This is a genomic window from Pseudomonas sp. LjRoot277 (assembly GCF_964253845.1).
GTDB lineage: Bacteria > Pseudomonadota > Gammaproteobacteria > Pseudomonadales > Pseudomonadaceae > Aquipseudomonas.
The window spans coordinates 5,468,472-5,495,353 of sequence record NZ_CAXURI020000001.1; the positions used below are offsets into that span (position 1 = coordinate 5,468,472).

General features: G+C 59.8%; 19 protein-coding genes and 1 pseudogene. 10 read left to right on the forward strand and 10 right to left on the reverse strand.

Going from position 1 to position 26,882, the window contains the following annotated elements:
* The first annotated feature begins 212 nt into the window (after nucleotides 1-212).
* The 7 genes and pseudogenes from ACSQ87_RS25610 to ACSQ87_RS25640 all read left to right on the forward strand — a co-directional run bounded on the left by ACSQ87_RS25610 (nucleotide 213) and on the right by ACSQ87_RS25640 (nucleotide 13,485).
* The gene (locus ACSQ87_RS25610) at nucleotides 213-4,757 is read left to right on the forward strand and encodes a SpvB/TcaC N-terminal domain-containing protein (RefSeq protein ID WP_436274645.1); all 4,545 of its coding nucleotides are present in this window, start codon (nucleotides 213-215) and stop codon (nucleotides 4,755-4,757) included.
* On the forward strand, nucleotides 4,754-7,591 hold the full coding sequence (locus tag ACSQ87_RS25615; RefSeq protein WP_436274646.1) for an RHS repeat-associated core domain-containing protein: 2,838 nt from the start codon (nucleotides 4,754-4,756) through the stop codon (nucleotides 7,589-7,591). Before ACSQ87_RS25610 ends, ACSQ87_RS25615 begins: the two co-directional genes overlap by 4 nt.
* Nucleotides 7,592-7,656: 65 nt before the next feature.
* Nucleotides 7,657-9,423, forward strand: a complete 1,767-nt coding sequence (locus ACSQ87_RS25620) for a sensor histidine kinase (RefSeq protein WP_436274647.1) — start codon at nucleotides 7,657-7,659, stop codon at nucleotides 9,421-9,423.
* A complete protein-coding gene (locus tag ACSQ87_RS25625; protein ID WP_223430280.1) occupies nucleotides 9,417-10,751 on the forward strand; it encodes a sigma-54-dependent transcriptional regulator in 1,335 nt (444 codons plus the stop codon). Before ACSQ87_RS25620 ends, ACSQ87_RS25625 begins: the two co-directional genes overlap by 7 nt.
* Before the next feature lie 297 nt (nucleotides 10,752-11,048).
* Complete coding sequence (locus ACSQ87_RS25630; RefSeq protein WP_095133165.1) at nucleotides 11,049-12,368, forward strand: MFS transporter; 1,320 nt, start codon at nucleotides 11,049-11,051, stop codon at nucleotides 12,366-12,368.
* Between the two features lie 206 nt (nucleotides 12,369-12,574).
* Nucleotides 12,575-12,763, forward strand: a pseudogene (locus ACSQ87_RS25635) (hypothetical protein); the annotation flags it as partial.
* Between the two features lie 92 nt (nucleotides 12,764-12,855).
* Nucleotides 12,856-13,485 (forward strand): flavin reductase family protein, encoded by a 630-nt coding sequence (locus ACSQ87_RS25640; RefSeq protein ID WP_223430278.1) that lies wholly within the window; start codon nucleotides 12,856-12,858, stop codon nucleotides 13,483-13,485.
* Here ACSQ87_RS25640 and ACSQ87_RS25645 read toward each other — a convergent pair whose 3' ends face one another.
* A complete protein-coding gene (locus ACSQ87_RS25645; protein WP_008156042.1) occupies nucleotides 13,486-13,716 on the reverse strand; it encodes a hypothetical protein in 231 nt (76 codons plus the stop codon).
* A 42-nt stretch (nucleotides 13,717-13,758) separates the two neighbouring features.
* Nucleotides 13,759-14,112: a putative quinol monooxygenase gene (locus tag ACSQ87_RS25650; RefSeq protein WP_134417483.1), complete on the reverse strand. Its 354-nt coding sequence runs from the start codon at nucleotides 14,110-14,112 to the stop codon at nucleotides 13,759-13,761.
* Nucleotides 14,113-14,447: 335 nt separating this feature from the next.
* Here ACSQ87_RS25650 and ACSQ87_RS25655 point away from each other — a divergent pair, with 335 nt between their 5' ends.
* Complete coding sequence (locus ACSQ87_RS25655; RefSeq protein WP_149628398.1) at nucleotides 14,448-15,377, forward strand: AraC family transcriptional regulator; 930 nt, start codon at nucleotides 14,448-14,450, stop codon at nucleotides 15,375-15,377.
* Nucleotides 15,378-15,518: 141 nt separating this feature from the next.
* On the opposite strand, the gene ACSQ87_RS25660 is transcribed toward ACSQ87_RS25655, so the two are convergent.
* The 6 genes from ACSQ87_RS25660 to ACSQ87_RS25685 all read right to left on the reverse strand — a co-directional run bounded on the left by ACSQ87_RS25660 (nucleotide 15,519) and on the right by ACSQ87_RS25685 (nucleotide 22,942).
* Nucleotides 15,519-16,574 (reverse strand): ABC transporter ATP-binding protein, encoded by a 1,056-nt coding sequence (locus ACSQ87_RS25660; protein ID WP_150658566.1) that lies wholly within the window; start codon nucleotides 16,572-16,574, stop codon nucleotides 15,519-15,521.
* A 15-nt stretch (nucleotides 16,575-16,589) separates the two neighbouring features.
* A complete protein-coding gene (locus tag ACSQ87_RS25665; RefSeq protein ID WP_201182994.1) occupies nucleotides 16,590-17,438 on the reverse strand; it encodes an ABC transporter permease in 849 nt (282 codons plus the stop codon).
* Nucleotides 17,435-18,343, reverse strand: a complete 909-nt coding sequence (locus tag ACSQ87_RS25670; RefSeq protein WP_046049702.1) for an ABC transporter permease — start codon at nucleotides 18,341-18,343, stop codon at nucleotides 17,435-17,437. Before ACSQ87_RS25670 ends, ACSQ87_RS25665 begins: the two co-directional genes overlap by 4 nt.
* Before the next feature lie 194 nt (nucleotides 18,344-18,537).
* Nucleotides 18,538-19,641, reverse strand: a complete 1,104-nt coding sequence (locus ACSQ87_RS25675; RefSeq protein WP_223430276.1) for an ABC transporter substrate-binding protein — start codon at nucleotides 19,639-19,641, stop codon at nucleotides 18,538-18,540.
* A gap of 218 nt (nucleotides 19,642-19,859) precedes the next feature.
* Complete coding sequence (locus ACSQ87_RS25680; RefSeq protein WP_436274648.1) at nucleotides 19,860-21,308, reverse strand: aldehyde dehydrogenase family protein; 1,449 nt, start codon at nucleotides 21,306-21,308, stop codon at nucleotides 19,860-19,862.
* Nucleotides 21,305-22,942, reverse strand: a complete 1,638-nt coding sequence (locus ACSQ87_RS25685; protein WP_436274649.1) for a 5-guanidino-2-oxopentanoate decarboxylase — start codon at nucleotides 22,940-22,942, stop codon at nucleotides 21,305-21,307. The genes ACSQ87_RS25680 and ACSQ87_RS25685 overlap by 4 nt, the downstream gene beginning before the upstream one ends.
* Before the next feature lie 159 nt (nucleotides 22,943-23,101).
* Between ACSQ87_RS25685 and ACSQ87_RS25690 the strand changes: the two genes are divergently transcribed.
* Nucleotides 23,102-23,983 carry a LysR substrate-binding domain-containing protein gene (locus tag ACSQ87_RS25690; RefSeq protein WP_436274650.1) on the forward strand — a complete coding sequence of 294 codons (882 nt, stop codon included), beginning with the start codon at nucleotides 23,102-23,104 and terminating at the stop codon, nucleotides 23,981-23,983.
* A gap of 205 nt (nucleotides 23,984-24,188) precedes the next feature.
* Here ACSQ87_RS25690 and ACSQ87_RS25695 read toward each other — a convergent pair whose 3' ends face one another.
* Together ACSQ87_RS25695 and ACSQ87_RS25700 are read right to left on the reverse strand one after the other, a co-directional pair.
* A complete protein-coding gene (locus ACSQ87_RS25695; protein ID WP_436274651.1) occupies nucleotides 24,189-24,803 on the reverse strand; it encodes an NAD(P)-dependent oxidoreductase in 615 nt (204 codons plus the stop codon).
* A 173-nt stretch (nucleotides 24,804-24,976) separates the two neighbouring features.
* Nucleotides 24,977-25,858 carry an MBL fold metallo-hydrolase gene (locus ACSQ87_RS25700; RefSeq protein WP_223430272.1) on the reverse strand — a complete coding sequence of 294 codons (882 nt, stop codon included), beginning with the start codon at nucleotides 25,856-25,858 and terminating at the stop codon, nucleotides 24,977-24,979.
* A gap of 114 nt (nucleotides 25,859-25,972) precedes the next feature.
* Here ACSQ87_RS25700 and ACSQ87_RS25705 point away from each other — a divergent pair, with 114 nt between their 5' ends.
* Nucleotides 25,973-26,878: a LysR family transcriptional regulator gene (locus tag ACSQ87_RS25705; protein ID WP_436274652.1), complete on the forward strand. Its 906-nt coding sequence runs from the start codon at nucleotides 25,973-25,975 to the stop codon at nucleotides 26,876-26,878.
* The last annotated feature ends 4 nt before the right edge of the window (nucleotides 26,879-26,882 follow it).

Sequence of the window (26,882 nt, forward strand, 5' to 3'; positions counted from 1 at the left end):
CGGGTCGTCTTATAGATGATCCGGCCGTTTTTTTGCGTGCCACTTTTACTATTCGCAATAAAGCGCAGCGTTTTTCACAGTATTAGATCTAAAAAAACCCGCCTCACCTGTCAGATCTGACAGGTCACACCTTCCCCTGATTTTGTTAGCGTCGCTCTATCACGCGACTCCGTTGCTACGGGAGAGCGCCAAGCCGACACAGGATCAGCCCCATGGAAGAACAAGCCTCCCTGAGCATCACTGAGCCCTCCATCGCCAAGAGCGCTTCCATTGCCACGATTGGCAAAAGCTGGGGATCGGTCGGCGTGACGGGCAGTGCTTCATTCGAGTTACCGTTGCCCCTTTCAGGAGGACGCGGTTTCGACCCCGCCATGGCGCTGAGCTATGACAGCCAGGGCGGTAACGGTCCGTTCGGTATTGGCTGGCGTTTGGGCGTCGGTGCTATCACCCGCCGGACCAGTAAAGGCGTGCCTGATTACCTCGCCACCGACATCATGGTCGGTCCAGGTGGCGAGGAGTTGATGCCCGAGCTGGATGACGAGGGCAAGTTAAAGTCCAGAATCGAGACCCAATACGGCAAACTCGATGATATTGGCGAGCACCGCGTGGTGTGCTACCGGCCGCGGGTCGAGAGTTCGTTCGACCGGATCGAGCTCTGGCAACCGGAAGAAAAGCTGCCCTTCTGGCTGGTGCACGGGGCCGATGGCAGTCTTCATGTCTACGGCAAGACCGACGCTTCGCGCCGTGCAGAGCCTGTCGACCCGGCCATCCCTGACGCGCCGCAGCGTATCGGTGTGTGGTTGCTGCTCGAAAGCATGACCCCCCATGGCGAACACATCTGTTTCGACTACAAGCCCGAAGATCAGACTCACTCCCCGGATGACTCGCACGACTATCGTGCCCAGAGTTTTCTGCACCGGGTGTATTACGGCAATGCCCTGGCCAGCAAAGACCTGTACGCCTGGACGGTGGAAAACCCGGCAACTCTGAACTGGCATTTCCACCTGGTGTTCGACTATGGCGAGCGGACCCTGGATCTGGAAAAGAAGCCGCTCTACGGCCCGCCGTTCGATGCGCCCCCCGAGGATTATGGTGAGTGGCAGCTGCGCAAGGATCCCTTTCACAGCTACACCTACGGATTCGAACTGGGTACCCGACGCCTGTGCCATCAAGTTCTGATGTTTCACCATTTCCCCGAGCAGTTGGGCCCGAATCCGGTGCTGATTCGACGATTACTGCTGCAATACCAAACGACTCCTCTGGGGTACACCCAACTGGCAGCAGCGCACTATCAGGCGTACGACGCCAGTGGCACCGTGGAAAACATGCCGCCGGTGGAATTCGACTATTCGGGCTTCGAACTCAATAAGCAGTCGAGCCCGTTCTTTCCGTTCGAAAACATGCCCGGCATCGAGGACGGCGTGCACCATCAGTGCGTTGATTTGTTCGGTGAAGGCGTGCCCGGATTTATCTGTCGTTACGACAAGAGCTGGTATTACCGCGAACCCTTGCGTGCGCTGACGGGGGCGGATGACATCCACTATGGCCCATGGACAGAACTGTCCCGAATTCCCGTGGCAGATCGCAATCAAGCGACCTATCAGGCGCTGACCGATCTGACCGGCGACGGCCGGCTCGACTGGATCCTCGCCTCACCCGGCATGAGCGGTTTCCACACCCTCAACCCCGATCGCAGCTGGTCAGGGTTCATTCCCTTTTCGGCATTCCCGGTGGAGTTCTTCCACACGCTTTCACAGTCTGGCGACTTGATGGGCGACGGGCTCAGCTCGATGGCGCTGATCGGCCCGCGCAGCGTGCGCCTGTACGCCAATCGGCGTGAGGACGGTTTTGCCCAGGGCCAGGACGTCGAGCACACACCAGACACCGATCGCCTGCCGCTGTTCAGCCATTCACGCAGCGAACTGGTGATGCTGGGTAACTTGCTGGGCAGCGACATGACCGAGCTGTGCCGCATCCGGCACGACGAAATCAAATGCTGGCCGAACCTCGGTCACGGTCGGTTCGGCAAGGGTTTTGTCATGAGTGCCCTGCCCTTCGATTACGCGACATTCGACGCGGCGCGGGTGCGGATTGCCGACCTCGACGGCTCCGGTGCACCGGCACTGATTTATCTGAAGTCGGACGGTTTCGAGATCTATTTCAATCACGGTGGCAATGGTCTGGAGCAGATCCCCGTCACGGTCCCCTGGCCCAATGGCATTCGTTACGACAACTTGTGCCAGGTCACCCTCGCCGACCTGCAAGGCCTGGGGTGCGCGAGCCTGATCCTGACCGTGCCGCACATGAAGCCGCGGCACTGGCGCTACGATTTCGTCGGTGCCAAGCCTTACATGCTGGTCGCCAGTAACAACAACATGGGTTGCAGTACCGAGGTGGTTTATCGCAGTTCGGCGCAGGAATGGCTGGATGAAAAACCGGCAACCGACCCGGTATGCTACCTGCCGTTCCCGGTGCCTGTGGTCAAGCAACAAAGCCAGCTCGATGAAATCACCGGCAACTGCCTCAGTCAGAGCTTCCATTATTTTCAGGGTTACTACGATGGCCGGAACCGGGAGTTTCGCGGTTTCGGGCTGCTGCGCCAGACCGACAGCGAAACCGCTGCAATTGAAGATGACATCGGTTTTACCGCCCCGGCGCTGGTCTGCACCTGGTTTCACACCGGACGGCAAATCGACCTGCCACGCGATGGCTATTTCAACCGTGACTCCGAAGCGTGTGATTTGAAACCCACGCTGTTCTGCCAGTATCACCGCAACGACGATTTTGATGACCCGATCCCGCCACCCGATGACACCACCGTTCACGAAATCGCCCGCGCCCTCGCTGGTTCAGTGTTGCGCGTGGAGACCTACGCTGGCGACGATGACCCGTCCACGGCGGTGCCGTTCGCGGTGGAGGAAAGTCGTTACAAGGTCCGCGAACTGCGCAAAAAGGGAGACCATGACGCTTACCCGATCATGCTGCCCTTGCCACTGGAGAAGATCAGCTATCAGTACGAACGCTTTGTGAATGATCCTCGGTGCCGGCATGAAACCATCTTGGGCCATGACGAGTTCGGTCTGCCCATCCATTCCTTCGCCGTCTGCTATGCACGGCGAAGGACCAACACCAAGATAGAAAACCCCTTCGAAGATCCCGACGAAAGAACATGGTGGTCGGATGCCCACGACCCGGCGCAACAGTCTTATTACCTGAGCGAATCCCGCGCCGAGTTCATTCATTTGAAGGAGGACCTGCAAAGCTGGCGACTGGGTCTGCCCTATCTGCAACGGGGCAACGCAATGGTCTTGCCCAAGGGGCCGGCACCTGCAGGACTTACCCCGGCAGATATCTCCCATGAACGGTTTATCGAGCTGTACGCCACGCCCGAATGGGCCGCACAGAGGTTGCTGACCACGCAGTCGGTACATCGCTACCTCAAGACCGACAATCAGACACCCCTTGCCGATGGCAAGGCCGAGTTCGAGGCACTGCGGGCACCGCTGGAAATTGCACAACTGGACAAGACCGCGCTGGACGCCTACGACACAGTGCCGTCAATCGTTATTCGGGACGAACTGGAAAAGATCGGCTATTCGGCCATGCCTCTGGTGCTGGGGGTAGACAAGGTGGCAGACGAGGAAGAGGACAAGGAGAGAAATCTATGGTCGTCCCGGTATGGTTTTGCCAAGTACGGCAAGCTCGACAGTTTTTACAAAGTGATGGAGTACAACGAAACGTCCAGTCACGGCACCACGACAGCCTGCTACGACGACTACTGTCTGCTGCCGAAAAGCATCACGCAGCCGGACAAGTGCGAAGCCCGTTTCGAATATGACTATCACGCGCTGCAACTCATGCGCAGCATCGATGCCAATGACAATGTCGAGGAAGCCCTTTACGAGCCGTCCGGGCAACCCCTTGCCATCAGTTTTTATGGAACTGAAGACCGCGAAAAAATGGGTTTTCGCCCCCTCGACGAACACGAACGTCCTATAGACCATCGTCCGGACCCGGCCATCGAAGATCCGAAAGGCGCCCTGCAAAAGGCGGCCAGCGTATTGCGCAAGGACCTGTTCAGCTGGATGGGCGAACTCCCCCATTCCGTCAGGCAGACACCTGACTGGCTGACCACCTGGATTGCGCAAGGTTACGTGCTACCCACCCTGCATATTCGCGCCAGCGCCCGCCTTCGCCTGTCCCGGCTCAAGTCCCTGACCGGGCCTGAACAAGCGCTGCTCGACCTGATCCACTCGACTCCCCGCGAGCCGGTGCACAGTGTCGTCCTCACCGCTGACCGCTATTGGGACGATGAGCTGCAGCAAATCCAGATCGTCAAAGCCTTCGTGGATGGTTTCGGCCGGCCACTGCAGATCAAACAATTGGTCGAGCCCGGTCCGGCTTTTGTGGTGGAAAACGGTGAGCTGGTGATTGAAAACGGCGAGCCAAAAATTGCGCACGCCGATCCGCGCTGGCGCGTCAGCGAACGTGTGGAATACAACAACAAGGGATTGCCCGTTCGGGCGTATCGCCCTTACTGCGCCAATGAGCACTGCTATATCAAGGACCATTCCTTTCATGAGTTCGGCCATCACGATCAGAACTATTACGACGTGTTGGGTCGCCGGAACAAAGTCATCAACGCCAAAGGAGATGTCGCGCTCGAGATCATCCATCCCTGGTACACCACCAGCCTGGACTTTAATGACACCTACGTTGCGCCGCCTGAAAGTGGGCTGAAGGCAGGCAAGCCGTGACGACCTCGGTTCATTGGCGCACCCCGAATGTGACGGCCATTGATAGCCGGGGGTTGCCGGTTTGCCAGATCGAATACTTGCGCAAGGTCGCTGGCGGTCCAGTGGAAACCCTGATCACCCGTCAGCACTACGACGCCGCCGGGCGACTGCTCGAACAATCGGACCCGCGACTGTTCGGTGTCGTCCCCAACCTGATCACCGTACACCGCTTATCCGGCGAGCCGTTGAAGGTAGATTCCGTCGACGCTGGCTGGCGCTTGAGCCTGGCCGGACTGGCCGGGGAGGCGCTGCAGCACTGGGACCAACGCGGCAGTCATTGGCGCACCACCTACGACGCTCTGTTGCGCCCGCTCAGCATCGAGGAAAACGGCCTGCCGAACGTCGAAACCTTTACCTATGCCGATGCCTCCGCCGACCCTGGTTTCAACCTGCGCGGTCAGTTGACCGAGCAGCTCGACCGCTCCGGCACCTTGAGTCTCGACAGCTACAGCCTGCTCGGACAACCGTTGCGCGAAACCCGAACCCTGCTCAAGAGCAAGCCCTACCGCAGCAGCCGGATTTATGGCCCCCTCGGCACGGTGCTGAGCCAGACCGATGCCGGTGACCACCAGCAACAATCGCGTTACGACATTGCCGGGCAGCTCAAACAGGTTGAACTGCGACTAAAAGGCAGCCCGAACTGGCAGCCGGTTCTCAAAGACGCGCAGTACAACGCCGCCACTCAGATCATCGAACAACGCGCCGGCAATGACGTGCTGAGCACCTGGACCTACGACCCGGCCGATGGCCGCCTGTCCACGCAACGCGCGCAAAAAAACGCCGAACCGGCGCTGCAAAACTTCGAGTACTTCTACGATCGCGTTGGCAACATCACGCGCATCGAAGACCACGCGTTCAAACCGATTTACTTCGCCAACCAGCTCATCGACGGTCACCGCGATTTCACCTATGACTCGCTGTACCGGCTGACCCGCGCCACCGGTTACGACGATGCCCCGCCGTCGGACATTCCGGGCCGGCCCCTGCCCGGCGATCCGAACAATCGGCTCAACTACACGCAACACTATGATTACGATCACGGCGGCAACCTGATCAAACTGCGTCATGTGCGGGCGGGTGCCTCACATACCCGCGAGATGTTCATCGACCCCACCAGCAATCGCGGTGTGCGCTGGAAAGAGGGAGATCCTGTACCCGATTTTCCCGAATTGTTCGACCGCCACGGCAATCTCCAGGACTTGCAGCCGGGCAAAACCTTGCAGTGGAACAGCCTGGACCAACTGGCATCGGTCACGCTGATCAAACGCGCCAACGCCCCTGATGACCAGGAGTTCTACCGCTACAGTCAGGGCGTGCGCGTGTACAAACGCCATGAAACCCATACGCCCTCGCTCACTCATTTCCAGGAAGTCATCTACCTGCCGGGGCTGGAAACCCGCATCCGTGACAGCGGCGAAGAACTGCACATGATCACCCTGTCCGGCGGGCACGGCAGCGTGCGTTGCCTGCACTGGGTCAGCGGCAAGCCTGCCAACATCGCCGCCGATCAATTGCGCTACAGCCTCGATGACCACTTGGGTTCCTGCGCGCTGGAGCTCGATCAACAGGCGCAGGTGATCAGCCAGGAAGGTTATTACCCATTCGGCGCCACCGCCTCGTTCGCGCGGGGAAGCGAGGTGGACGTCGACTACAAAACCATCCGCTATTCAGGCAAGGAAATGGATGACAGCGGGTTGTATTACTACGGTGCGCGCTATTACGCGCCGTGGTTGCAGCGTTGGGTGAGTGCCGACCCGGCGGGGGATGTGGATGGGCTGAATCTGTACGCGATGGCGGGTAACAATCCGATCGTTTTTACAGACACCGATGGACAGGCTTTTGACAACTTCATGGACGGGTTCTTTGAAACGAACGAGCAGCAAACCACAAGAAAAAGTCAGAGTGCAGCGGATCAAATTCAATACAGAGCCAATATGAGCTTATCGGGGGCTATCGTACGACATACGAAAATCCTGGAGCTCACCACCCGAAGAGCCCAGGAAGCTGAGACACAAATTCTCAACCACCAGTCAGCGACGGCACATGGACAATCCGCAGCGATAAGGACGGTGGCGCACATCGGAGGACAATCCATCAGTTACGCAGCGGGCATCGGCATCGGCACCGCAGCAGCAGCACTGGGAAGCGTCACAGGACCTGTCGGTGTCGCCGTTGGCATCTTTCTTGGGTTCGTGGCAAAAAAAGCGGTGAGCCTGGGGGTAGATTTTGCTTCAGAACGCTCGAGCCTCGGCGCCTCGGTTAAATTCAAGGCAAGCAAACTGGACCCAAACCGAATAGTGACCAAAGGCGAATACAAGACCATGAATTATGGCTCATACGCTATTAACAAATTCAGGGGAATAGGCCGCGGCATCATTGAACTGAACAAAAAGGGGTGGCTAAAGGGAGGTAAGGAAGCAGTGAACGTTGGCGCTGGCATCGGTATGAAGGCTTCCGGCACCCCCTTTGCCAGTGAAATCAGCGCTGCGCTCAGTACCGTGACAGGCATATTTGAGATACTGGATGAAATCGCAGGAGCAGGTGCTGAGCTCACTCAGGAGAAAATAGGCAGAGCGGACGCAAACATCAGCGGGATGATCGAGGTATTGAACGCTGGGGTAAGTGAACTTGAAAGCCTGTTTGACCAAGCCGGACGCAGTTCAATTCATACCTATAGTCCGCTCAGTAAAATTTTCGGGAAGTCTCCCGGCGACACACGCGCAAGCGTGAGGAGCGCTACAGACGCAACCATTGCACAATTGAGGCGGACACAAACCATGCTCAGGGCGGCCTGATCGGGCGGCAACACGTCACGCTTTGCGTGCTATCGTGCTCGCCCTGTCTTTCGCCTGATACTTCCATGCTTGCGACTTCACGTTCCTTGCGTTTGATGCTTTATACCCTGCTGATTGCCGCCGGCGCCGCACTGGCTGCGGGTTTCGCCATGCGTCACGCCGAACGCCAGGCGCTAGTCGAAGACGCCGCCCGCGCCAATCAGCAACTGGCGCTGTACGCCAATTCCCTGCATACCCTGATCGATCGCTACCGCGCTCTGCCCGCCGTATTGGCGCTAGACCCGGAGTTGCGCGGCGCCCTCGACGGCTCGGTATCCGCTGAACAACAGGACGCACTGAACCGCAAACTGGAAAAGATCAACGGCGCGGCGCAATCCTCGACCCTCGAATTACTGGATCACACCGGCCTGGCGGTGGCCGCCAGTAACTGGCGCCTGCCCAGCAGTTACGTCGGTCACAACTACGGTTTTCGCCCCTATTTCAGCCAGACGCGCACCCAAGGCACCGGGCGCTTTTACGCGGTGGGCGTAACCAGCGGCATTCCCGGTTACTTCCTGTCCAGCGCAGTCACCGGTGACGACGGCCAGTTCCTCGGCGCGATGGTGGTGAAACTCGAATTTCCGGAACTGGAGCGCGAATGGCGTCAGGGCAGCGACACGCTGCTGGTCAGCGATGCACGCGGGATTATCTTCATCGCCAACCAGCCGGGCTGGCGCTATCGCCTGTTGAAACCGCTGAGTGACAGCGATCACGCCGAACTCAAGGTCACCCGCCAATACGACAAACAACCGCTGACACCGCTCGAGTATCAATCGGTGCGGCGCTTCGACGACAACAGTGATCTGACGCGGGTCGTGGGTCCTGACGGGACGGCGAATTACCTGTGGGAATCGCTGCCTCTGAGCACTGAAGGCTGGACGCTGCACCTGCTGCGCCGCCCGCAACTCGCGTTCGAAGACAGCCGTAACGCCGGGCTCGCCGCCGCCGGGTTGTGGCTGGCCGTGGTGTTTCTGTTGCTGTTCCTCAATCAGCGCTGGCGTCTTGCCAAACTGCGCCAGCGCAGTCGTGAAGAGCTCGAACAACTGGTGGAAGAGCGCACTCGCGACCTGCGCACCGCTCAGGACGGTCTGGTGCAATCGGCCAAACTCGCCGCCCTCGGCCAGATGTCTGCCGCGCTGGCCCATGAAATCAATCAGCCGCTGACCGCCCAGCGCATGCAGCTTGCTACTCTGAGGCTGCTGCTCGATCACGGTCGGGTCGACGACGCTTACAAGGCGCTCAAACCGGTGGACGACATGCTGACGCGCATGGCCGCCCTCACCGGTCACCTGAAAACCTTCGCCCGCAAAAGCCCCAGCGGCCTGCGCGAACGGCTGGATTTGGCGGCGGTGGTGGACCAATCATTGCAGCTGCTCGACACAAGGTTGCGCGATGAACAGGTCAGCACGGTGCTGCACCTGACGCGCCCGGCCTGGGTGCGTGGCGATGCGATTCGCCTGGAACAGGTGCTGATCAATTTGCTGCGCAATGCCCTGGACGCCATGCAGGACAAACCCTGCAAACGCCTGGAAATCCGTCTCGAAGCCGATGAACAACTCTGGCGCCTGACCGTCGCCGATAACGGTGGCGGCATTGCCGAAGAGCATTTGGCCAACGTGTTTGATCCGTTCTTCACCACCAAACCGGTGGGTGATGGCCTGGGCCTCGGGCTGGCCGTATCCTTTGCCATTGTTCACGAATCGGGCGGACGCCTGAGCGCCGACAATCATGCCAACGGCGCGGTGTTCACCGTGACCTTGCCCATCGACCTGGAGGCTCCTGGCTCATGCTGAATTCAGTGATGGTGGTCGACGACGAAAGCAGCATTCGCAGTGCCGTTGAACAATGGCTGAGCCTGTCGGGGTTCGAGGTGCAGCTGTTCAGCCGCGCCGATGAGTGCCTGGCGCAGCTGCCGAAGCATTTCCCCGGGGTGATCCTCAGCGACGTGCGCATGCCTGGCATGACTGGCCTGGAACTGCTGGCCGAGGTTCAGCGGCGCGACGCCGACTTGCCGGTGATTCTGCTGACCGGTCACGGCGATGTGCCGATGGCGGTCGAAGCGATGCGCGATGGCGCCTACGACTTCCTTGAAAAACCCTTCAGCCCCGAAACCCTGCTCGGCAGTCTGCGCCGGGCGCTGGACAAGCGGCGGCTGGTGCTGGAAAACCGCGCCCTGCACGAGCAGGCGGACAACCGCGCCAAACTCGATGCGACGTTGCTGGGCGTGTCCCGTGGTTTGCAGACGCTGCGTCGGCAAGTGCTGGACCTGGCGACGCTGCCGGTCAATGTGTTGATTCGCGGTGAAACCGGCAGCGGCAAGGAATTGGTTGCCCGTTGCCTGCACGACTTTGGTCCGCGTGCCGACAAGCCGTTTGTGGCATTGAACTGTGCGGCGATCCCCGAGCAGTTGTTCGAGGCCGAGCTGTTCGGTCACGAGAGCGGCGCGTTTACCGGCGCTTCGGGCAAACGCATCGGCAAGCTCGAATACGCCGACGGCGGCACGCTGTTTCTCGATGAAATCGAAAGCATGCCGCTGGCCCAACAAGTGAAATTGCTGCGGGTGTTGCAAGAGCAGAAGCTGGAGCGGTTGGGCTCCAATCAGAGCATCCGCGTGGATTTGCGGATCATCGCCGCGACCAAACCCGACTTGCTCGACGAAGCCCGGGCCGGACGCTTTCGCGAAGACCTGGCCTATCGGTTGAACGTGGCCGAGTTGCGGTTGCCGCCGTTGCGCGAGCGGCGTGAAGACATTCCGCTGTTGTTCGAGTCGTTTGCGCAAAATGCCGCCGAGCGTTTGGGGCGTACGTTTCCACCGCTGAGCGGCCCGCAGTTGAGCCACCTGCTGAGCCACGACTGGCCGGGCAATGTGCGCGAATTGGCAAACGTCGCCGAGCGGCAAGTGTTGGGGCTGGGCGAGCCGGAACCTGCGGGCATTGATCCTGGGCAATCGCTGGCGGCGCAGCAGGAAGCGTTTGAAGCGCATTGTCTGCGCGCGGCGTTGACCCGGCATAAGGGCGACGTGAAAGCGGTGCTTGAAGAACTGCAACTGCCGCGCCGGACCTTCAATGAAAAGATGCAGCGTCATGGCCTGACCCGCGAGATGTTCCTGCAAGACAGCTGAGTTTTGCGTTGCCTGACCTGACCTCTTCGCGAGCAAGCCCGCTCCCACAATGGTCCGGTGTACACAGTTCAAATGTGGGAGTGGGCTTGCTCGCGAAGAGGCCGGCACAGACGACGCACTTCATGACCTATAAGCAATTTTCCGCTCACACACCATCCAGCATAAGCGGATTTCCGCTCACGAAATCTTAAAAACCCCTCTAAACCGGCCCTCCTCCCGTTGGCACAGCTCCTGCTATAGCCCAAGCAGGCTGCGTTTCAACGCGCTCCACAAAAACAATTAAATGAAGGATCCGTCATGGATAACTCACAAACCCTGCCTCTTGGGTCGGCAGCTACGCCTGCCAAAGAAAGAACCACTGCCAGTCGCATCAAATCGATCTTCAGCGGCTCTGTCGGCAACATGGTCGAGTGGTACGACTGGTACGTCTACGCCGCCTTCTCCCTGTACTTCGCCAAGGCCTTTTTCCCCAAAGGCGACACCACCGCACAACTGCTGAACACCGCCGCGATCTTCGCCGTGGGCTTCCTGATGCGCCCGATCGGTGGCTGGTTGATGGGCCTCTACGCCGACAAGGCCGGTCGCAAGAAAGCACTGATGGCTTCGGTGTACCTGATGTGTTTCGGCTCGCTGCTGATCGCCCTGAGCCCGGGTTATGAAACCATCGGCATCGGCGCACCGATCCTGCTGATTTTCGCCCGTTTGCTGCAAGGCCTGTCGGTCGGTGGCGAGTACGGCACCTCGGCAACGTACCTCAGCGAGATGGCGACCAAGGATCGTCGCGGTTTCTACTCCAGCTTCCAGTACGTGACCCTGATCTCCGGTCAGCTCATCGCCCTGGCCGTGTTGATCGTGCTGCAACAGACCCTGACCACTGAAGAGCTGTACGCCTGGGGCTGGCGCATCCCGTTCGCCATCGGTGCGCTGTGTGCAGTGGTCGCGCTGTACCTGCGTCGTGGCATGGAAGAAACCGAGTCGTTCACCAAGAAAGAGAAGGCCAAGGAAAGCGCCATGCGCACCTTGATGCGCCATCCGAAGGAACTGATGACCGTGGTCGGCCTGACCATGGGCGGCACCCTGGCGTTCTACACCTACACCACGTACATGCAGAAATACCTGGTGAACACTGTCGGCATGAGCATCTCCGACTCCACCACCATTTCCGCTGCCACGCTGTTCCTGTTCATGTGCCTGCAACCGATCATCGGCGGCTTGTCGGATAAAGTCGGTCGTCGGCCGATCCTGATTGCCTTCGGTATTCTCGGGACGCTGTTCACCGTGCCGATCCTGACCACCCTGCACACCGTGCAGACCTGGTGGGGCGCGTTCTTCCTGATCATGGCAGCGCTGATCATCGTCAGCGGCTACACCTCGATCAACGCGGTGGTCAAAGCCGAACTGTTCCCGACCGAAATCCGCGCCCTGGGCGTCGGCCTGCCGTACGCGCTGACCGTGTCGATCTTCGGCGGCACCGCTGAATACATCGCACTGTGGTTCAAGAGCATCGGCATGGAAACCGGTTACTACTGGTATGTCACCGCGTGTATTGCCGTGTCGTTGCTGGTCTACGTGACCATGAAAGACACCCGCAAACATTCGCGGATCGAGACGGACTGAGTCCGCCAGCGACATAAAAAAGGGGCAGACCTGGCAAAGGTCTGCCCCTTTTTCATTGGCGCTGAAAGCGTGCGATCAAGACAAGTCAGTGCGCCACGAACATTTTGTCACATAAGCAAAAGAGCGAATTAATCAGCGGTTAACGCCCTCCACGGACTCTCCTCGCCGATTCATTGCATTGTGCAAGCGAACCTGGAGTACACACCATGAAAACCCAACTGATCCTCGCCCTGACCCTCTCTGTACTGGCCGCCAATACCTTCGCCGCTGACGGTTACGATCGCACCGGCTCTGCCGCTTTCACCTTAGGAAGTGGCGCTGCAGTCGCCTCCGCTGGAAACGATCGCACTGACTCAGCCGAGGTCGCTTCCGACGGCGCCGATCACACCGAAGCAACCCGTACCAACTGATCTCACGCTGGAAATTACTCGTCAGCCCTTGCACTATGGCCGTCTTCGCTACGAACCGAATTCAGGAACCCCATGCCATGGCTGACGACATCCATTACTACGAACCCGCCAACGGCCACGGCCTGCCGCATGACCCGTTCAACGCCATCGTCGGCCCGCGTCCCATTGGCTGGATTTCCTCTCAGGATGCCAATGGCCGCCTGAACCTGGCGCCTTACAGTTTCTTCAACGCGTTCAACTACATTCCGCCGATCATTGGGTTTTCCAGTGTCGGGCGCAAAGACAGCCTGAATAACATCGAGCGAACCGGCGAATTTGCCTGGAACCTGGCGACCCGTCCGCTGGCCGAGCAGATGAACCAGTGCTCTGCCATGGTCAGGCCTGAGGTCAACGAGTTCGAACTGTCCGGGCTAACCCCGGCAGCGTCGAAAATCATTCAGGTGCCGCGCGTCGCCGAAAGTCCGGTGTCCTTCGAGTGCAAGGTCACGCAGATCATTCAGTTGCAGCGGGCCGATGGCAACGTGGTGCCGAGCTGGCTGATTCTCGGCGAAGTGGTCGCCGTGCATATCGCCAAGTGGCTGTTGAAGGATGGGGTGTACGACACCGCCGCAGCAGAACCGATTCTGCGCGGCGGTGGGCCAGCGGATTATTTCCAGCTGGGGCCTGAGGCGTTGTTCAAGATGTATCGCCCGGGGGCGGTCAAGTAATTACCAGATCAGGTCGCCGTCTTCGCTGACGTCCCTGAGACGGGTCAGTTCCTTGGCTGCGGCCTCATCGGCCTCATGGGCAGTTTTGAAGGTCTGTTCTTCGAGCAGCTTGTGAAAGCGCGGCGCACCCGAACCACCGATGGCTTTGGTGGCGATTGCGGCGTGATAACCGCCTTCACGGGGTACTACGGCAGATACGGCTTCGAAGGTTTCAAAGGCTTTGCGTGCCATGTCGCGGATCCTGGCTGAATGGAGAATTGAGCCATTAAACCCTCAACCCGCCATTTTGTGTACCCACGACTGGGACTGCCCCAGCGCCTGGGCAGCCGACACGTCCTTGAAGGTATGAAAATCCAGGCTGTTGACCACCAGGTCTTGCACCAACTCGGCAAAAATCTGCATCGCCGGGGTGCTGAAGTAAGCGGTCATGGCCTGCTGGTTCGTCCAGAAACCGGACACCAGCCACAACTCCGGATCGCACTGTGAATGTTGCAGGGCAAAATTCAGGCAACCCGGTGCGCTGCGGGACGGCTCGATCAAGGCGCTCAGGCGCGCGCCGAGCTCCGCCGAACGCCCGGCGCGAGCTCGGACAAAGGCCATATGACTGACGGGGATCTGCGTAGACATGTTCAACCCTCCCAGGTACTCGAGTGGCAGCCGTGGGACGGGCTGCGACAGGATCCAAGATTAAGCGCGCAGGTAGAAGCGCGGTTAGTCGATTCCTGCCGGCTTATTGCACAATCCTGCGCGGTTTCTCGAAAAACCCGTATCAACCTGTAAAAGCTTTCGTGCCAATGAAACAGCGCTTTCAAGCAAGTTTTCCTTGGGTTGCCCTGTCATAGAGGCACCGTTAATCCACGCCATGCAGAATCAGGCAAGCTTTTGGCAGGATGTGTCTACCGCTGTTGCTTGCACAAACTTAAGCTCAGCTCATTACCAACGCCTTGCAGAGGATGCCGTGCATGTCGTCGCTCGATCACTTTGAAGCCCCGCTGGACGCCGACATGGAGAAACAGCGCGCGGAACTGGCCGCTATCATTCGCCATAACACGGCGGAGGATGGCACTTATGCGACTGCCGTCGGCTCGCTCTTCATGTCTCGCCATAGCAAGTCCCATGAGTTTGCCCCGGTACTGGCGCAACCCGCGCTGTGCATCATGGCGCAGGGCCGCAAAGAGGTCAGGCTGGCCGATGAATACTTCAATTACGATCCGCTGAATTACCTGGTGGTGTCGGTCTCGATGCCACTGAGCGGGCGTGTGGTGAATGTCACGTCTGAAGAACCGATCCTCGCGGTGCGGCTGGATATCGACCCGGCGGAAATCACTGCGCTGATTGCCGATGCCGGCCCTCTCGGTGTGCCCACCCGGCCGACGGGACGCGGCTTGTATGTCGAACGGATCGACACCGCGATGCTCGACGCGGTGTTGCGTCTGGCACGTTTGCTGGATGCACCGAAAGACATCGCCATGCTCGCACCGCTGATTCGCCGGGAAATCCTGTATCGACTATTGCGTAGCCAGCAGGGTCATCGGCTGTACGAAATCGCAATCGCCAACAGCCAGAGCCATCGCATCAGCCAGGCGATCAAATGGCTCAACGGCAACTATGAACAGCCGTTGCGCATCGATGATCTGGCGAAGGAAGTGAACCTGAGCGTGTCGACGTTGCATCACCGGTTCAAGGCGATGACGGCGATGAGTCCGTTGCAGTATCAGAAACAACTGCGCCTGCAAGAAGCGCGACGGTTGATGCTGGCGGAAGGGTTGGAGGCTTCGGCGGCGGGGTATCGGGTCGGGTATGAAAGCCCTTCGCAATTCAGCCGGGAGTACAGCCGGTTGTTCGGGGCACCACCATTGCGGGATTTGGCGCGGCTGCGGTTGACCGTCTAACTGAGGTTTTTGTCGGATGTACCGCCCTCTTCGCGAGCAAGCCCGTTCCCACATTCGACCGTATTCTCATGAAGGAACTCGGTCGAATGTGGGAGCGGGCTTGCTCGCGAAGGGGCCAGTACAGTCAATCCACCTATAAAGTCAGGCGCCGAGTACGCGGCACGCCTCAGCCGGCAACGTCACCGACACCGGGTTGCCAATGCTCAACCCAAACCCCTGACACGGCGTGCTCAACGCCGTAAACGACACCCCGGAACACTCCACGGTCGTTTCAATCGTCGCGCCAATATCACGCACGAACGTTACCTTGCCGAGCAACCGATTCCCCGCCGTCGCCTGTGGATGCGACAGTTGCAGGTCCTCAGGGCGAATCAGCATTTTGACTTTCTCCCCCACCACAATGCTGCTGCAGATCGGCACTTCCAGCGCATCGCCGCCCGGTAACCCAACCTTCCCGTTACCCAGCGCCGTGGCCGGGAAAATATTGCCCGAGCCGATAAAGTCCGCGACAAATTCATTGGCCGGGTGACGATAAATCTCAATCGGCGTGCCCACTTGCTGCACGCGATGTTCACCCAATACCACAACGATATCCGCCATGGTCATGGCTTCACGCTGGTCGTGGGTCACCATGATGGTGGTGATGTTCAAGCGTTGTTGCAGCTGACGGATTTCCACCTGCATCGATTCACGCAGCTTGGCATCCAGCGCCGACAGCGGTTCGTCGAGCAGGAGGATTTTCGGGTGATTGGCAATCGCCCGGGCAATCGCCACGCGCTGACGTTGGCCACCAGAAAGTTTCGACACCGGACGGTCGATCATTTCCTGCAACTGAATCAGTTGCAGCAACTCCACCACCCGCGCCTGCTGATCAGCCTTGCTGACCCCACGCAGTTTCAGCGGATAGGCGATGTTCTCCCCCACCGTCATGTGCGGAAACAGCGCCAGCGATTGAAACACCATGCCGAAATTGCGTTGATGCGCCGGCGTATGGCCGATGTCTTCACCGTCCAGGCGAATCTCGCCGCCGCTCAGGGTTTCGAGCCCTGCGATCATCCGCAGCAACGTGGTTTTGCCGCAGCCCGACGGGCCGAGAAAACACACCAGTTTGCCCTCAGGCAAATGCAGGTTTACATCCTTTACCGCGCAGGCCGAGCCGTAATGTTTCTCGACGTTTTCCAGAATCAGACCAGTCATGTTGCACCTCAAGAATCAGAACGAAACGCCACCTTCACCAACCAGCTTCTCCAGCGCCCAGATGAGGACGAAGTCGATCAGCACGATCAGCACGGCAAACGAGAAAACGGTTGGGTCGAGCGAAGACACGGTGCGGCTGTACATCCAGATCGGCACGGTCATGACGTCGATGGTGTAGAGGAAGTAGGTCACGGTGAATTCGTTGAACGAGACGATGAACGCCAGCAGCATCCCCGCCAGAATCCCCGACTTCATCAGCGGCACTACCACATCGATAATCGCCCGGGTCGGCGAAGCACCGAGCATCTGTGCGGCCTCTTCGACTTCGCTGCCGATGGAGAGCATCGCGGCGGTGCAGTTTTTCACCACGAACGGCAGCGCCAGGATCACGTGGGCAATCACCAATCGCGACGTCGTGATTTGAAAGGGCAGGCTGTCGAACACCAGCAGCAACGCCAGCCCCAACACCACCATCGGAAACACCAACGGCAACGACATCAGTTGCAGCGCCACAGCCTTGCCGCGGAACTCGCAACGGGTCAGCGCGTAAGCTGCCGGCACTGCGACGATCGTCGCAAACACCATGGTCAGGCACGCGACCATCAGACTGGTGGTCATGGCTTTGCCGAGGCTCAGCACATCGCTGGAATCCGGCGACACGAAGGTGTGCCAGGCAGCCTTGTACCACTGCAGGCTGTAGCTGCTCGGCGGGAAGTCGAGGTTCGACGCACCGCTGAACGACATCACGATCATGGTCAGGATCGGCAACACCGCCAGCAGCAGGATGAAGCCCGACAGGATGCCGGCAAACTTGCCGGTCTCTCCGGGCAGCAGCCCATAACGTTTCTTGATCAGGGTGCTCATTGGGAAGCCTCCAGCATGCGCCGACGACGGCCAGTGATGTATTCGGACAAGGTCATGATTGCGAGCGTGGTGACAATCAGCACCACACCGGCAGCGGAGGCGGCGGGCCAGTTCATCAGCGGGGCGATCTGGTCATGCACCATCACGGCCAGCATCGGCACACGTCGGCCACCGAGCAGCAAAGGCACAACGAAGCTGCTGGCGTTGTAGGCGAATACCAACGTCGCGCCGGTGATGATCCCCGGCATGCTCATCGGCAGCACCACCTGACGGAACACCTGCAAGCGACTGGCGCCCAGCGTTGCGGCAGCTTCTTCGTAGGTACGGGCGACGCCGCGCATGGCGCTGGCAATCGGCAGCACGGCCAACGGGAACGCGGTTTGCACCAGGCCCATCAATACGCCGTTCTGGTTGTAGAGCAGCATGATCGGGCGCTTGATCAGGCCCAGGCCCATCAGCGCCTGATTGAGCATCCCGCCAGGTCCCAGAATCACCAGCCAGCCGTAGCTTTGCAGCAACAGGTTGACCAGCAACGGCAACAGCACCGCGGCGAGGAAGATCCGTCGCACAAACGGTGAGGTCAGGCGCGACATGGTGTAGGCCACCGGGATCGCCAACACGACCGCGATCACCGCGCTGATCAGCGCCAGACGCAGGGTCAGCAGCAAGGATTTGAGGTAATACGGTTCCAGCAGTTGGGCGTAACTGGCCAGGCTGAACCCGGTCCATTCCGCGCCTTTGGTGCCCACGCTCATGCGCAGTACCAGCAGGCTGGCGGCGATCAGTACGCCCAGAAACAGCATCGACGGCGAGAGAAAAATCCAGGCACGCGTCGTCGGCGAAACACCCCGATTGACGCGCACAGGAGCGGCGGCGACCGGATGAGTCAGAGGTTGGTGTTCCATAGCAAGGGTCTCGTCAATGGAAAGCAGCTGACAAACACAAGTCTTGAAACCACGACGTTCTAGCGTGGGAGCGGGCTTGCTCGCGAAGGGGCCGTGTCAGTCGACATCAATGTTGAATGTCACACCGCTTTCGCGAGCAAGCCCGCTCCCACATTTGATTTGTTGTGCTCTTGGGGCTTGTGTTCGTCACTCGATCAGGAAGAAAAGATTTCCGTGTAACGACGAATCCATTGGTCATGCACGGAGGCCAGGAAGGCGTTGTCGTGCATGATCGCTTTCTCGGCAATCTGCTCAGGCGTGAGGATGTACGGGCTCTTGCGCGCTTCGGCGGAGATGATCGCCTTGGCGTTGACCGGACCGTTGTAGATGTCCTCAGCCATCTTGCCCTGCACCAGTGGGTCCAGAGAGTGGTTGATGAAGGCGTAGGCCAGGTCGGTATCGCCCGGACGATTCTTCGGCATCACCGAGAGCATCAGGTCGGTGTAGAAACCTTCCTTCATGCCGAACGTAGCGCCCAGACCGTATGCCGGGTCGCGGATCTGTTTCGGGAAAAACGCTGGCGCGTACAGGCCACCCATGTCCAGCGAGCCGGTGCGGAACAGCTCGGCGATCTGGTTCGGGTTTTCACCCAGGGTCACCACACGATCTTTCAGCTCGGCGAGTTTCTTGAAGCCAGGCTCGATGTTGTGTTCGTCACCACCGGCCAGTTTGGCGGCGATGATGATCAGGTCCATCGCTTCGGTCCAGTTCGGCGGCGGCAGGAAGATGTTCGGTGCCAGCTCGGGATCCCACAGGGAGGCGTAGCTGTCCGGCGCTTCTTTGATGGTGCGGGTGCTGTAGACCAGGCTGTTGCACCAGAGCAAGTAACCGATGCCATGACCGTTGGCGCCGGTGCGGTATTTTTCCGGTACGTCGACCAGGTTGGGGATGCGGTTGAGGTCGGGTTTTTCCAGCAGGTTGGCGGCGGCCAGACCTTCGGCGCCGACGCCGGCCAGGGTGATGATGTCGTACTGCGGACGATCACCGCCAGCCTTGAGTTTGGCGACCATTTCCGAGGTGCTGCCGGTGCGGTCAGCGATGACCTTGCAGCCGTACTTGTCTTCGAAGGTTGCGGCGATGTTACGCAGGGCTGCCAAGCCGGTGTCATCGGACCAGGTCAGCAAACGCAGGGTCTTGCCCGCAAAGCGTGTGTCGCTGGCGTTAGCCTTGATGAACGGCATGCTCATGGCGGCCGCTGCCACCGAGGCTACGCCCACAGTTTTGATGAATTGACGTCTGTTCAGATCATGCTCGCCCATTACGGACTCCCTTTGTTTTTGTAGGTATGAGGCTGGTCGCAACCGTTGCATCTGCGCCGCCAGATCTGCTTCAACCCCCCGTATTCACGGGGTTTGCGCTGAGCCGACGGGTTCATCCTGAGGTCGTGTAAAACACCTGACTATCGATAAAAACTCATTGAAGCCATGACGCCAGCGCATGCCTCATCACGAGGCATGCGCTGACCCTTTTCGAGCCGTCAGACCGCTCGAATCACGTGTTTGATTTCCTGGAAAGCCTGTAAGCCCCATGGCCCCAATTCGCGGCCGATGCTGCTCTGTTTGTAGCCACCCCAAGCGGTCTGCGGGAAGATCACTTGCGGCGCGTTGACCCACACAAGCCCCGCCTGCAAAGCGTTGGCAACCCGATCTGCCGCTTCGGCGTCGCGGGTGACCACGCTGGCCACGAGGCCGAACTGGCTGTCATTGGCCAGGGCAATCGCCTCGGCTTCGGTGGCAAAACTGCGTACGCAGATCACCGGACCGAAAATCTCTTCGCACCACAGCGCACTGTCGAGGGGCACTTCGGTGAAAATCGTTGGCTGCAAAAAATAACCGCGAGGCAGGTCTGCCGGACGATTGCCGCCGCAAACCAGCTTGGCGCCAGCACTCAAACCGCGATCGATGTGACCGAGCACGCGCTGGTATTGCGCTTGGTTGACCAGTGCGCCCATTTCCACGTTCGGGTCGAACGGGTCGGACACGCGAATGGCTTCGGCGCGGGCCTTCAAACGGATGAGGAATTCGTCCGCCAGTTCATCGGCGATCAGCACGCGGCTGGTGGCCGAACACATCTGCCCGGCGTTGAAGAAACCGCCGCCACAGGCCACTCCCACGGCCAGTTCGATGTCTGCGTCTTTGAGCACCAGCAGCGAGGATTTGCCGCCCAGTTCCAGGCTCACGCCCTTCACGGTTTCTGCGGCACGTTGCATGACTTGAACACCGACGGCGTTGCTGCCGGTGAAGGAAATCTTGGCGATGCGCGGGTCAGCCGACAACGGCGCGCCGACGGCCAGGCCAGTGCCGCAGACCAGGTTGAATACGCCCCTGGGCAGACCGGCGTCGGCGATGATCGTCGCCAGTTCCAGTTCTGGCAGCGGCGTGACTTCGGACGGTTTGAGCACCACGCAGCAGCCGGCAGCGAGGGCCGGGGCGAGTTTCCACGCGGTGGTGACCATCGGGAAATTCCACGGCACGATCAGGCCGACCACACCACACGGCTCGCGGCGCACACGAGCGCTGAAGTCGTCGGTTGGCAGCTCCACGTTGCTGTCTTGCTTGGCATCGAGCCCTTCAGCCAGACCGGCGTAATACTCGAAGGTGGCGATCACGTCGTCGACGTCGATGGCCGCTTCGAACAGTGGTTTGCCGTTGTTGCTCGACTGCAAATGCATCAACTGTTCACGACCGGCCTGCACGCCCGCAGCGATTCTGCGCAGGATCGCGCCGCGCTCGGCGCCGGTGGTTTTCGACCATTCCTTGAAAGCATTGGACGCGGCAGTGACGGCTTGATCGACAGCACGTTCATCGCCGCCGTTCACGGTGGTCAACAGGGCTTCGGTTGCCGGGTTGATCACGCGTAAGTGTTCATTGCCGGCCGACCATTGGCCGTTGATGAAAAGGCCATCCAGCGTCGTTGGAAAACTCATTTCGACACCGCCTTCATCCACACAGTCTGATCGATTTCAATCAGGGTCGGACCCTGACGATCAGTAGCGGCACGCAGAGCGCTGCGCAGTTGCTCGACACCGCAGACGGCTTCGGCTGCACAGCCCAGCGCCTTGGCCACGCCGATGAAGTCCGGGGTGTAGATATCTACGCCAACCGGCTCGATGTCGCGGTTGACCATGTATTTCTTGATCTCTTCGTAGCCTTGGTTATTCCACAGCAGGACGATCACCGGGGTGCGCGCTTCAACGGCGCTGGCCAATTCCGGCAGGGTAAATTGCAGGCCGCCGTCGCCGATCAGGCACACCACCGGAGGACGTGCGCCGTTTTCAACGCTGCCGCCGAGCCAGGCGCCGATGGCTGCCGGCAAGGCGTAACCGAGGGTGCCGTAACCGGTGGACGAGTTGAACCAGCGACGCGGGCGTTCCGGGTTGAAGGTCAGGTTGCCGGTGTACACCGGTTGGGTCGAATCGCCGACGAAGACTGCGTTTGGCAGTTCGTGCAAGACGGTTTCCAGGAAACGGGTCTGGGCCAGGGTCGGAGTGTCCCACGTGGCAGCCAGTTCGTCGCGCAAGCGTGCGGCACGGACCTGGCCCCAATCGTTACGGCGCTCGGCCAGCGAGTGGTGGGACAGTTCGCTCAGCAAGGCTTGAGCGGCGTTGCGCGAGTCAGCTACCAACGCAACTTTCGGCGGGTAGTTGCGCACGGTCTGGTCGGGGTCGATGTCCACACGCAGCAGCACACCAGGAATTTCGAAACCGCCGGCGAAGGTCACGTCGTAATCGGTCTCGGCCAGTTCGGTGCCGATCGCCAGCACCACGTCCGCTTCAGCCACCAACGCACGAGTCGCGACCAGGCTCTGGGTCGAGCCGATCAACAACGGATGGTTGGATTCGAGCATGCCTTTGGCATTGATGGTCAGGGCCACCGGGGCGTCCAGCAACTCGGCCAGTTCAGTCAACTCGGCGGCGGCATCGATGGCGCCGCCACCGGCGAGAATCAGTGGGCGCTTGGCACCGGCCAGCAGCGCGGTCATGCGGCTGATTGCGCTCGGCGAGGCACCGGCGCGGTCGATGTTCACCGGGACGCTGGCGAGCAGGTCATCGGCCTCTTCGACCAATACGTCCAACGGAATTTCGATATGCACCGGGCGCGGACGGCCGGCCTGGAACAGAGCAAAGGCACGCGCCAGGACGCCCGGCAATTCAGCCGCCGACATCAAGGTGTGGGAGAACGCCGCCACGCCACCGACCAATGCGCTCTGGTTCGGCAGCTCGTGCAGCTTGCCGCGACCGCCGCCCAACTGGCTGCGCGATTGCACGCTGGAGATCACCAGCATCGGGATCGAGTCGGCGTAGGCCTGGCCCATGGCGGTGGTGATGTTGGTCATGCCAGGGCCGGTGATGATGAAGCACACACCCGGTTTGCCGCTGGTGCGAGCGTAACCGTCAGCCATGAAACCGGCGCCCTGTTCGTGACGCGGAGTGACGTGGTTGATGCTCGAACGGGCCAGCCCGCGATACAGCTCCACGGTATGAACCCCGGGAATGCCGAACACCTGCTCAACCCCGTAATCTTCGAGTAACTTGACCAATACTTCGCCGCACGTCGCCATGTCTTTGCCCTTCTTGTTCGTTTGAGACGCCGGACCTGCGCAGTGTTTATGATGAGTGGGCAGGTCCAGGGATGGCCTCATTGGAACGGGCGACACGTAGCCGCAACAATGGATAAAAAGTCATACTAGCCATGTCCTCACGTCATACCTTGGATCCCAATGAAACGATTGCCTCCCCTGCCGGCGCTGCACACTTTTCTGATTACCGCGCAGTGCTGCAACTTCACCCGTGCTGCCGAACAGCTGTACATCACCCAAGGTGCGGTGAGTCGGCAGATCGCCGGGCTGGAAGAACATCTGGGTTATGAACTGTTCATTCGCCAGGCCCGAGGCCTTGACCTGACGGCCGAAGGACGGGAATGGCTGCCACGGGTCCAGCAGATTTTCGGCTTGATCGACGAGGCGGTGGAGCAGATCGGCGAGAAGCGCGAAACCCTGCAACTCAAGGCCCCGACGTGTGTCATGCGCTGGCTGTTGCCACGGCTGTTGCAGTGGCAACGTGAGCGCCCGGATGTGCCGGTGGAATTGACCACCACGGTCAAGCACGGTGTGGATTTTCATCGCGAGCAGTTCGATGCAGCGGTGATGTACGGCGCACCGCCGGACAGCGCGCTGGCCTCTTTTCATTTGTTCGATGAGCAACTGACACCGGTCTGCTCCAAACCTCTGCTGGAAGGTCCAGTGCCGCTGATGACGCCGGAGGATCTGGAGCAGCACATGTTGCTGCACCCGACACGGGATGAACGGGACTGGAAAGCCTGGCTGGCCACTGCGGATATTCGCTTGAGCAATGTCGGCAAGGGTCAGCATTTCGAAACGCTGGATTTGGCGATGTCGATGGCGTCCCAGGGGACAGGCGTGGCGATCGGGGATTGGTCGCTGATTGGCGATGATTTGAGTGCGGGGCGGCTGGTCATGCCGTTTGAATTGAAGGTGAAGACGGGGTTGGCGTATTACCTGGTTTTCCCCGATAAACCCGGGCCTTCGCCGAAGTTGAGGGAATTGATGGGGTGGTTGGTGGAGCAGGCTCAGGCGCGGTGAATGTGTGTGGCGTGGTGTGTCAGTTAGATCCACCCCTCACCCTAACCCTCTCCCCAGAGGGGCGAGGGGACTGATCGAGTTGTTCTTTCAAGCTACGTCGACCTGAAATATCGAGTCGAACTCAGGCTTTGAAAAGCATGGAGATCGGCTCCCTTTCCCCCTCTCCCCTATGGGGAGAGGGCTGGGGTGAGGGGTGGCTTTCAGCTCAATACCCGACTGCAAACCGCTGCCGAGGATGCTTCGGCACTTCCACTTCATCCAACATCGCAATCGCATAATCAGCAAAAGTGATCCAGCTCCGCCCTGCGCTACTCACCAGCAAATCATCTTTGCCAACCCGAAACGTCCCCGTGCGTTCACCTTCGACAAACTCTGCCGACGGCGACACAAAGGTCCAGTCCAACTCTTTTTCCTGCCGCAGGTTTTCCAGAAACAGCGCACCGGCACTGGCCTCAGCCTTGTACGCCTGCGGAAAACCCTCGCTGTCGATGACGCGAGTGCCGTCCGGCAGCAACAGCGATCCGGCACCGCCCACCACCAGCAAACGTTTCACACCGGCCTTCTGCACCGGCCCGACAACGGCGCTGGCAGGAAGGGTCGCAAAGTGCGCAGCGCTGATCACCACGTCATGGCCCGCGACTGCCGCTTGCAACGCTTCGGCATCAAGGGCATCGACATTCTTGGTGACCACACCGGCACGCTGACCGATCTTCAAGGTGTCGCGGGCAATGGCGGTGACGCTGTGACCACGACGCAGGGCTTCTTCCAGCAGTTGGCTACCGGCACGACCGGTGGCACCAATGATTGCGATTTTGCTCATGACGTTCTCCAGCTGTTTGAGTGGCTTATGTGTTACCTGTGGCGAGCGAGCTTGCTCCGGGCGGCGTTCCGACGCTGGGCTGCGCAGCGGCCCCAAAATCCTGCGAGTGCTACGCACTCGAACGGGAGCAAGCTCCCTCGCCACAAAAGCGGTTCAGCTTCAGGTACGGCGAGTTACCACTTCATCTCGCCCTTGGCGACTTTGGCGCTCAGTTCCAGGGAGCTTTCTTCACCCAGCTTCGGGTAGCGTTTTTTCATCGCGGCGATCAGCGCGGCAGCGTCCTTTGCCTTGGCGGTTTCTTCGTCGAAGGCCTTGATGTAATCGGCGGTGAACTGCACGGCGGCCAGCGAACGAGCGCTCTCACCGAGGTAATGGCCCGGCACGATGGTTTTCGGTTTCAAGGTTTCGATTGCATGCAGCGTAGTCAACCAATCGGCGTGGGACTGCGGCGTCTGGGTGTCGGCCATCCACACGTGGATGTTTTCCGCGACGACGACGCCACCAACCACGGCCTTGATCGACGGAATCCAGACAAAGGTGCGGTCCGGCTGCTTGCCCTCAAGCCCCACCACCTGCAACTTCTGCCCTTCGAGCATCAGGCTGTCGCCTTTGAGTACCTGCGGCACGATGGTTTTGGCAGGCACGTCGGTGCCCATTTTCGGCCCCCAGAACGCCAGTTTGCCGTCGACGGTTTTCTGGATGTGATCCACGGTCGGCTGCGAGGCGAGCACTTTGGCGTTGGGGAATGCGGCGGTCAGGGTGTCGAGGCCGAAGTAGTAATCCGGGTCACCGTGGCTGATGTAGATGGTGGTCAGTTGCTTGCCGCTGGCGCGGATCTTCTCGACCACTTGCTCGGCCTGGGATTTGCCGAATTGCGCATCCACCAAAATCGCGTCTTTCTCGCCGCTGACCAACACCGAGGTCACCGGGAAGATCGCCTTGTCGCCCGGGTTGTAGACGTCCAGGGTCAGGGTCGAGGCTGCCGCTGCGTGGGCGGCGAAACCGAGGGTGGCGGTGGCCAGCAAAATACGTTTAAGCGAGGTGAAGCCGATCATCTGTTGCTCCGTTGTTCAATTGCCGTGTTTGGCGATGGGACAGAGCTTAGTTGCATGACTCAGTACAAAAAATGCGATGCTTGAACATAGTTTGTTTCTGAAAGCGGGCAAATCATGGATCGTCTACAAGCAATGCGGGTGTTCGTCACGGTGGTTGACCTCGGCAGCCAATCGGCCGCCGCCGATCACCTGGACCTGTCACGGCCAGTAGTTTCGCGCTATCTGGCGGAGCTGGAGGATTGGGTCGGCGCACGCCTGATGCACCGCACCACGCGCAAGCTGAGCCTGACCGCCGCCGGCAGTGAAATCCTGCCTCGATGTCGGCAGATGCTCGACCTGTCCACGGACATGCAAGCCGCCGTCAGCGAACCGGACGAGGCACCGCGCGGCCTGCTGCGGATCAGCGTCAGCACTTCGTTTGGTCAGGCACAACTGGCGGATGCCATGGCCGCTTACGTCAAACGTTACCCCGGCGTCAGCATCGACCTGCAGATGCTCGACCGCACGGTGAACCTGGTGGATGAACGCATCGATCTGGCGATCCGCACCAGCAACGACCTGGACCCGAACCTGATCGCGCGACGGCTGACGGTCTGCCGCTCAGTGATCTGTGCCTCCCCCGCTTATCTGCTCGAACACCCGACGCCGCTGCGGGTCGAGGATCTGAGCCAGCACAATTGCCTGACCCACTCCTACTTCGGCAAAAGCCTCTGGCATTTCGAGGAGGACGGTGAGCAGGTGTCAGTGCCGGTGCAGGGCAACATCAGCGCCAACGAAGCCAGCACGTTGTTGCGCGCGGCGATGGCCGGCGCCGGGGTGGCGATGCTCCCCAGTTATCAGGCCGGCGTGCATATCCACAGTGGCGAACTGATCCACCTGCTGCCCCACGCCGAACCCCGGCAAATGAACGTTTACGCGGTGTATGCCTCACGCAAACACATGCCGGCGGCGTTGCGCAGCATGCTGGATTTTCTGGTGCTCAGATTTCCGGAAGAGCCTGCGTGGGATATCGGCCTGTGAACAC